The following is an 8,482-nucleotide window of genomic DNA, read 5'->3' as shown; positions in this document are numbered from 1 at the left end:
GTATACAAACGACCGTTCATATGAGCATAAAAAAAACCGGAATCGCGCTAGAGCGCGGTTCCGGTTTTCCGTTGCGAACGCTAAAAAAGGAAAATGACGTGTTTTGTCCCAGCCTCGTTTTTCGTTACACTAATTTTAAAAAGAAAAGTGCTAGCGCTAACACCATGAAGGCAATGGTAATGAAACGATAATGCTTTATCCATGCCTCTACTGCTAAAAAGAGCAGCACAACAAAGACGATCCATTCAATCGATTGAGTAATAAGCGGTTTTTCTAAAAACACATCAACAACAATAAAAAGAATAAGTCCCACTAGTAAACTATAGCGTATACCGGTTACCAAGCGAATTCCCCCATTATGTAAAAAAGAGAGCCGTAGTAACGACTCTCTTTTTGATTATTTACTTAAGTGCAAGCGTTGTTGTTTTTCAATCCATGTGTGTAACACTTTAAATAATACCATGACAACAACCGTTAGGATAACACCTTTTAAAATATTAAATGGTAAAATCCCAATTGCGATTGATTTCACTAAAACAGCACCTGTATCAACAGGCATGTTTAGGAAATAGTTGTACATCGGCATAAATACGAAGTAATTTAGTAAGCTCATGCCTACTGCCATTGTTACTGTTCCTGTCACTAAACCGAATGTTAAGCCCTTTCTCGATTTCATACGACGTTGGATGAAGTACACTGGCATGATGAATAATAACGTTGTTACAAAGTTTGCGATATGTCCGACTGGTACACCTGTTGGGCTTCCTTGCATAAACCAATTGATGACATTTTTAAAGAACGCAACGCCAATACCGGCTACGGGTCCTAATGTAACGGTTGCAAGCAATGCTGGCACGTCACTAAAATCAATTTGCAAAAAGGCTGGAAACGGTGGTAGTGGGAATTGGAACAGCATGAGTAATGCTGCGATTGCTGACAGCATCCCAACGGCTGTCATCTTTTGTAATTTCGTGTTTTTCATTTGTCAAAGCACTCCTTCTGTGCGATTCACTTCACAAAAAGGAAAGATGCAGCTTACTTACTTGTAGTTGCCATTTATAAAAGAAAACCCTTATGTGCAGTCGCAACATAAGGGAGAATAAGGCATCGTCAAATAAGCGACCTAATGAGCAAAATTGCTCGTTTAAGTGCTGTACCTTCACCTTCTCCCATCCAGACTATACTGTCGGCTCCAGAGTCTCACTGAATCAGCGTTTTACGGCTCGCGGGCTTTAAACAATACTGTTTATTTACCGCCGGTCGGGAATTACACCCTGCCCCGAAGATGAATCATATTATTATTTTTACACTTTTATCATACATAACAACTTGGAATTTGTAAAGTGCAACTACTTTAAATTCGAGATAATTTTTTTAAGACTTAAACTTTCGGGTATACCTTGCGCGAGGTAATTGAATAAACCCGTTTATTTCAATCAAAAGAAATGACACGATGTGCGAGAACATTCACCAAAAACTGCGCACATAATGATGCTATCTCGACCGAGGCACGCAGCGTGACTTTACAATTACGATTTGCGACAACGAACAGCTCATTGCCGGGCTTGCGGGCGAGATTTTCGGTCAGTGGATGCTAATTGATTATTTAATCGTTGATGAACATTACCGCAAAAAAGGATATGGTGAAACGCTTTTAATAGAAGCGGAAGCGCTGGCTCGGCTTTAAGGAAGTGTATGTACGGCGACATTTCCCACAGACTGGCTCTGAGCATTTTAAAAAAAATTATAAAAAAACACGGGTAGCGATTTTGTCGCTACTCGTGTTTTTATATTTGTTCTAATGGTAAATAGAATATAAATGTCGTGCCTACATCGACCGTACTTTCAACTAAAATACGACCTTTATGTGCTTCGACAATATTACGCGCAATGGCAAGCCCAAGTCCTGTGCCCGCCTTGCCGCGTGTACGTGCTTTATCCGCCTTATAAAAGCGCTCAAAAACATACGGTAAGTCCTCTTTTGGAATTCCTGCCCCGTCATCTTGCACGCGAATACGCGCAAAATTCACTTGTTGGTCAACAAGCACCTTCACATGCCCACCATTTGGCGTGTGGCGAATAGCATTATCGATTAAATTCGTCAGCACCTGCTCAATGCGGTCTTGGTCGACAAGTAGCGTCGCCTCATTCGTAAACGCAGATTCAAACGATACATCAATATTTTTTTCACGACCACGCTGCACAAATTTTTGCGTAATACGCTCAAAGGTTGGATTGATTGGGAAAACATCTTCATATAATGTAATATTCCCTGATTCCATACGTGCTAAGTCCAGTAAATCATTTACAAGACGGCCCATGCGCTGTGATTCATCGTAAATAATACGGATGATTTCCTTTTGCTCTTGCTCATCTTGCACGATGTCATCAACGATTGCCTCTGCATAGCCTTGTAACATCGAAATCGGTGTTCGTAGCTCATGCGATACATTGGCAATAAAATCGGAGCGCAGTTTTTCAAGGCGATGCTCTTCTGTTTGATCACGAATGACCGCTACCGCGCCACGTACCTTATTGCTCGCACTATAAAGAGGACTAATCGAAATGATGTAATACACGCTATCAATTTCAAGCTCCTCTTCTAACTGCTCCTCAAGTTCAAGCACATGGTCAAGCATATGATAGATTTCAATTGGTAGTGGCTTTTCACTATCGCTGCCTTTATTTAGGAACCAATCTTGTAGCAATAGCTCCGCTGGTGGATTGCTTAATAACACAGTACGGTCCTTATTAAACGTAATTACCGCATCGGTCATTGATGTCAAAATGCTTGAGAGTTGTTCTTTCTCCTGATTAATGACTTCAACATGATGTTTTAGCTGACGACCCATTTGGTTAAAGGCTGTGCCAAGCTGCCCAATCTCATCGTTTTGAAAAACGGGCACCTTCGTATCAAATTTCCCCTTCGCTAAATCAAACGCCGCTTCACGCATTTTTCGTAGCGGACGTGTAATACGCGATGATAGGAAGAACGTAAATAGCGTCGTCAAAACGAGCGCAATCGCTGCTGCTAAGAAAACAATTTTTGTCGTCTGCTCGGTCGTACGGTGAATGGCATCTGGACTTTGATAAATATAAATGACGCCATGCTCAGCCGATGTCGTTTCAATTGGATACGCCATCACAATATACGATTCTTTTTTATTTTTTTCAGTCGACGATGGCAGCATCATTTCTTTAATAACCGGTGTCTTTGATGTAAATGCCTTATTTAACTTCGCCGACTGTGTAATTTCATCTCGAATGGCTTGTCGATTTTCACCAGACTGTAGTGAAATGACGACATCACCTTGTTTTTCAGCAACGAGTGCATTCGTTTCGTCACTAATAATATCCGATAAAATACTTTTTGTTTCTTTTACGGAATAGTGGTGGTCGTCCATAATACGCGCGACGACGGCCGCCTCTTGCTTTAAGTTTTTTTCAGCTTGCTGTGTATGGTAGTTGTTTAGAAATTCAAGCATCAGTACTGTAAAAACAAACAGTACAAATGAAACGAGAAGCAATATGGTTCCCCATAGCTTCCCGACAATACTATTCCAAACGTTAATCTTCATCTACAACCTCAAATTTATAGCCAACGCCCCATACTGTAACAATCATCTTCGCTGCACTTTCAGATACGCGATTTAATTTCTCACGTAAACGTTTCACATGCGTATCTACTGTACGAAGATCGCCGAAGAAATCATAATGCCATACTTCTTTTAACAGTTGCTCACGATCAAATACCTTGTCCGGTGCTTTCGCTAAGAAGTATAGTAGCTCATACTCTTTCGGTGTTAAGTTTACTTCGGTACCATCTGCTGTCACGCGGTGCGCATCATGGTCGATAGTTAAATGTTTAAAAACGACTAAATCTTTTGATGAAGCCGTTGTTGAAATTGGCGATGTTGTAGCAGAACGGCGTAAAATCGCTTTAATACGTAACACGACTTCACGTGGGCTAAATGGTTTCACAATGTAATCGTCAGCGCCTGTTTCAAAGCCTTCGACACGGTTTGCTTCTTCCCCTTTAGCTGTCAGTAAAACGATTGGCGTTGTTTGTGTTTCGCGGATTGCGGCACACGCCTCTAAGCCATTCATTTCTGGCATCATAATATCTAACACGATGGCATGATAATCACGGGCTGAAGCCATTTCAACAGCTTGCACACCGTTTTCACCTTCGTCCACCTCATATCCTTCTCGTTCTAAATACATTTTCAATAAACGACGGATTCTATCCTCATCGTCCACGACTAAAATTCTAATTTGCTCTTCCAAGCTGATCCCTCCTAGATTGCGTTACTTCTATTGTACAATTACCCTTTCAAAATGAAAAGAAAATCATCTACTCGGCATAGGAATGCAGCCCTGCAATAATTAAGTTAACCGCAATTAAGTTAAACATAATAATCGCAAAGCCTAAAACCGCTAGCCAAGCTGAGCGTTTCCCTTCCCAACCACGCGATAGGCGTACATGTAAAAAGGCGGCATAATAGAGCCACGTAATGAGCGCCCATACTTCTTTCGGGTCCCATCCCCACATACGACTCCAGGCTTCCTGTGCCCAAATCATCGCAAAAATTAATGCGCCGAGTGTAAAGACCGGAAAACCGATTAATACTGAGCGATAACTTATTTCATCAAGTAGGGGTAATGTCGTTTTTTGAACGAACGGCTGCAATACCGCAGCGAGTCGTTTGCGTAAAAGTATGCGTAGCGCACCATATAGAACGGTCCCAGCAAGCAATGACCAAATGACCGTCGTTAATTTTTTCGCATTAATCCATGCTGGTACTTCAACAAGTGGCTCGAATGCCTCTGTTGTTTGTGCGTCGTATTGATGCATGCCAATAAGCGCTGGCGTATGATACGTAATCGCAGCACTTTCGCCCTCCTTATCAACATATGTATAGCTTGCCTCGTATCCTGTCGCATTGAAATAGCTTGTAATCGCCACAAAGCCGATCACCACAACGAGCGTATACAAGATAAATTCTAGCCAAAAGCGCTCCATCGAACGTTTGGATACATCAATCACCTTTAGTAAATAAATCAGACCACTAAAGGCGCTAATCGCTAATATGGCTTCACCAATCACGGTCGTTAACACATGAATCGTTAGCCAGTAGCTTTTCAGTGCCGGAATAAGCGGTGCTACCTCGCGCGGAAACATACTTGCATAGGCGATAATAATAATCGCAACCGGTAAGGCAATTAATCCAAGCGATGGCACGCGGTACAACGCATATAAAATTAAAAAGGCCCCGACGACACACATGCCAAAAGCCGTCGTAAATTCAAACATATTACTAACAGGGGCATGCCCTGTATAAAGCCAGCGCGTCACAAAATAGCCAACATTTGCGGTAAAGCCAATGATACTTACAACAATGGCGGCTTTTGAAAAGCGCAAATGAGAACGCTTCTCCTGCTCTTTCTTCCCATGAACAGCACCGCCAAACAACAATGTTGCGACTAAATAACAAATAAACGCTGTGAATAATAATGTACTACTAATACTAAGAAGCATCGTTATCGCCTTCCTTTTCGCGCTTGTCATCAAATGAAGGCAGCGCTAATTTTTCAGTTATATCGGCAAGCTCTTTTTTAAATGCATAACCTGCTTTATTCGCATGCGCTGCGAGTAAATAGGCTTCTGGTGTCTGCTTTATCCAAATGCGACGATGACTCATATAAGAGCCAATGATAACGCCCAGCATAAAGATGATCCCCCCAACAATTAAAATGGGCATGGTCACATCCTTACGTACTTTAAGACCTGTAATATCCCGCGTATCTGCTGATTTAAAGACCATTTTATACGCCGTTTCCCCTAAAGGCTCGCTCGTCTTTTGAATTTGCACAAAGCTCGTTTCACCTTGCTTTGTTTCGGCTGTATACATGTTAAATAAAAAGGCCGGGTTATTTGGATTTGGCGATTTGGTTTGTGGGGCACCATCTGCATCAAAGCCATCAAAGTCTGGGTAATAGCCCGCAAGTTCGACACGTGCGCCATTTTTTAATGCATAGCGCTGCTGCGGATTGGCTAAATCAATCGTTACGTCGCCAAGAGATTTACCTGATTTTTTTTCCGTTAATTGAAAGGTCATCGTTTTTAATTCATCGAGGCGATAATCCATTTGATACAGCGCATAGCCATCAAACTTCGCTGGATGATTGACCTGAATGGATGCCTGCTTTAACTCCTGAAGATTTGCAGTATCACCCGCAAGCGTATCCCCTTTATAAATGACCGCCTTCGTTTCGTATTTTTTCGCAACGGAATTCACGGCATTTTCAACACGTTCACCGTCATACGTTTCTAATATAAACGCTTTATTTTCCACGAAATACCCCGCGGCACCTGGTATCGCCGTCGTATCTCCTTCGCGTACCCATAGCTCCTCATCGACATAAAAGCCTGGTACGAGGCGAAGCATGACACCGCTTAAAAAGATCAGTAGCCCGACATGATTAATATACGGGCCGAAACGTGCAAAACGGCCTTTTTCGGCTAATAGCGCGTTATCCTCTAATCGAACGCGGTAGCGCTTCGTTGTTAATACGCGGGCCGCTTCTTCTAGCGTTAGTTGTTCACGTGGTACCTTTAGCGTAAAGCGCTGGCGTTTTAAAAAGTTATCGTGCTTTGTAACACGCTGATTAAACAATGCTTTAAATAATGGCACCCCACGGTCAATACTTGCAATGACAATCGATGCCGCAAGCGCTAACACGAGCGTTTGGAACCACCAGGAATTGTATAAGTCCGCAAAGCCAATCGTATAATAAATCGTCCCAAAGACACCATATGTTTGGGTATAGGCTTCTTTTGGAGATGCAAACGTTGAAGTATCGACAAACAATACTTGCGGCAAAATGGTACCGAGTGACGCCGCAATCAATGTCAACACAATTAACAGCACCCCAAATTTCACATTGGCAAAGAGCGCCCATATTTTATCAATGAGCGTTTTCTTTTTCGTTTTTGAACGAATTACTGCGCCGTCATAGCGCATATCAAGCTCTGTCGTTAAGGGCTTGCCGCAACGCTCACAAAGCTGTGCGCCGTGCGGATTCGTATGCCCACAATCACACTTCATGTCTTCCACCTCTAGTTCGGCTGAATCCTCTTCATATTATTTTTAATCTCTTCATCGGTCATTTCACCGGTAATAATTTTAACGATTTTCCCATGTTCATCAATAAGCATCGTCGTTGGAAGCGGGTCGATATTATACGCCCGCAACACACTTTTTGACGTATCAATCGCTACCGGAAACGTCATCCCGTATTGCTTCATAAATGTTTTCACTGCATAGTCTGACTCCGCAACATTAATAGCCAGTAGGTTGACGCCTTTATCTTTAAACGTTTGGTATTGTTTATCAAATACCGGCATTTCCTTTTTACAGGGCTCACACCACGTACCCCAGAAATTAAGTACAACACCTTGGCCTTTATAATCTGTCAATGTATGCTGCTTCCCATCAACATCTTGTAGTGTAAAATTCGGCGCCGTATCGCCGACTTGTAGTACTGCACGCTCCTCTTTTGTTGCCGCACTATAGACCGTATAAATAATGGCCACCACTAAAATCGCGATGATGCTGCCACGTACCCATGCACGCTTTTTCTTCATCCTCTATCCCTCCCTGACTATCATAACGTTCAATTATGTACAAAAAATGAAGAAAAGCGGATAAAATCGACATTTCGACTTTATCCGCTCGTTTTATTATTTACCGATTTTACCTGTTTGCGCAAGTGCACGAAGTTGTTTTACTTCATGCGGTGTTAATTCACGCCAGTCACCAGCGTTTAAGCCATATGTTGTTAGGAAGCCAAATTGTTCACGTTTTAACTTGCTCACGCGGTAGCCGACTGCCTCGAACATACGACGTACTTGACGGTTACGGCCTTCATGAATAGTTAATGACACGATTGATTTTCCTTTTTTCGCATCTGATGAAATCACGCGTACTTTAGCCGGTGCTGTTTTCCCGTCTTCTAGCATCACACCACGCTCTAATTTACGAATCTCTTCACGTTTAATTAAACCATTGATTGTCGCGATATATGTTTTTTCCACATTGTATTTTGGATGTGTTAACACATTAGCGAATTCGCCATCATTTGTTAAAATAAGCGCGCCAGTCGTATCGAAATCAAGACGTCCTACTGGGAAAATACGTTCATTCACTTGTTTGAATAAATCAACAACTGTATCACGACCACGGTCATCTGTTACAGCTGAGATTGTATTACGTGGTTTATATAATAAGAAGTATACTTTGTCTTCTTGTTCAATTTTCACATTATCAACTTCAACTCGGTCAGTTGGTGTTACTTTCGTGCCTAGCTCGCGGACAACTTTACCGTTGACCTTCACTTGACCATCTAAAATTAATTGTTCTGCTTTACGGCGCGATGCGATACCTGCATGCGCAATTACTTTTTGTAAACGTTCCATTAT

Annotated in this window: 9 protein-coding genes and 1 riboswitch; of the genes, 1 reads left to right on the top strand and 8 read right to left on the bottom strand. The window is 42.1% G+C overall.

The window, feature by feature from the left end; translation table 11 throughout:
• Positions 1-124: 124 nt before the first annotated feature.
• Together KTHG_RS03690 and KTHG_RS03685 are read right to left on the bottom strand one after the other, a co-directional pair.
• Entirely contained in the window at positions 125-343 is a 219-nt protein-coding gene (locus tag KTHG_RS03690; protein ID WP_020189577.1) for a hypothetical protein, read from the bottom strand.
• A gap of 54 nt (positions 344-397) precedes the next feature.
• Complete coding sequence (locus KTHG_RS03685; protein ID WP_020189576.1) at positions 398-982, bottom strand: ECF transporter S component; 585 nt, start codon at positions 980-982, stop codon at positions 398-400.
• A gap of 175 nt (positions 983-1,157) precedes the next feature.
• Positions 1,158-1,291, bottom strand: a riboswitch (FMN riboswitch).
• Positions 1,292-1,528: 237 nt separating this feature from the next.
• Here KTHG_RS03685 and KTHG_RS22105 point away from each other — a divergent pair.
• Positions 1,529-1,687: a GNAT family N-acetyltransferase gene (locus tag KTHG_RS22105; protein WP_083851425.1), complete on the top strand. Its 159-nt coding sequence runs from the start codon at positions 1,529-1,531 to the stop codon at positions 1,685-1,687.
• 100 nt (positions 1,688-1,787) lie between these two features.
• Here the strand turns inward: KTHG_RS22105 and KTHG_RS03675 are convergent, their stop codons facing one another.
• From KTHG_RS03675 to KTHG_RS03650, 6 genes are all read right to left on the bottom strand, one after another.
• Positions 1,788-3,578 (bottom strand): ATP-binding protein, encoded by a 1,791-nt coding sequence (locus KTHG_RS03675; RefSeq protein ID WP_020189575.1) that lies wholly within the window; start codon positions 3,576-3,578, stop codon positions 1,788-1,790.
• Positions 3,568-4,287 (bottom strand): response regulator transcription factor, encoded by a 720-nt coding sequence (locus KTHG_RS03670; protein WP_020189574.1) that lies wholly within the window; start codon positions 4,285-4,287, stop codon positions 3,568-3,570. The genes KTHG_RS03675 and KTHG_RS03670 overlap by 11 nt, the downstream gene beginning before the upstream one ends.
• 67 nt (positions 4,288-4,354) lie before the next feature.
• Positions 4,355-5,539, bottom strand: a complete 1,185-nt coding sequence (ccsB, locus tag KTHG_RS03665) for a c-type cytochrome biogenesis protein CcsB (protein WP_020189573.1) — start codon at positions 5,537-5,539, stop codon at positions 4,355-4,357.
• Positions 5,529-7,109 carry a cytochrome c biogenesis protein ResB gene (resB, locus tag KTHG_RS03660; protein ID WP_020189572.1) on the bottom strand — a complete coding sequence of 527 codons (1,581 nt, stop codon included), beginning with the start codon at positions 7,107-7,109 and terminating at the stop codon, positions 5,529-5,531. Before resB ends, ccsB begins: the two co-directional genes overlap by 11 nt.
• Positions 7,110-7,120: 11 nt before the next feature.
• The gene (gene resA, locus KTHG_RS03655) at positions 7,121-7,648 is read right to left on the bottom strand and encodes a thiol-disulfide oxidoreductase ResA (protein WP_020189571.1); all 528 of its coding nucleotides are present in this window, start codon (positions 7,646-7,648) and stop codon (positions 7,121-7,123) included.
• 96 nt (positions 7,649-7,744) lie between these two features.
• Positions 7,745-8,479 carry a pseudouridine synthase gene (locus KTHG_RS03650; RefSeq protein WP_020189570.1) on the bottom strand — a complete coding sequence of 245 codons (735 nt, stop codon included), beginning with the start codon at positions 8,477-8,479 and terminating at the stop codon, positions 7,745-7,747.
• Between the last annotated feature and the right edge of the window lie 3 nt (positions 8,480-8,482).

This window comes from Kurthia sp. Dielmo (assembly GCF_000307285.2).
In the GTDB taxonomy this organism is placed as follows: domain Bacteria; phylum Bacillota; class Bacilli; order Bacillales_A; family Planococcaceae; genus Kurthia; species Kurthia populi.
Note: the sequence above shows the minus strand (reverse complement) of the source record. Positions and strands in the feature narration are given on the sequence as shown.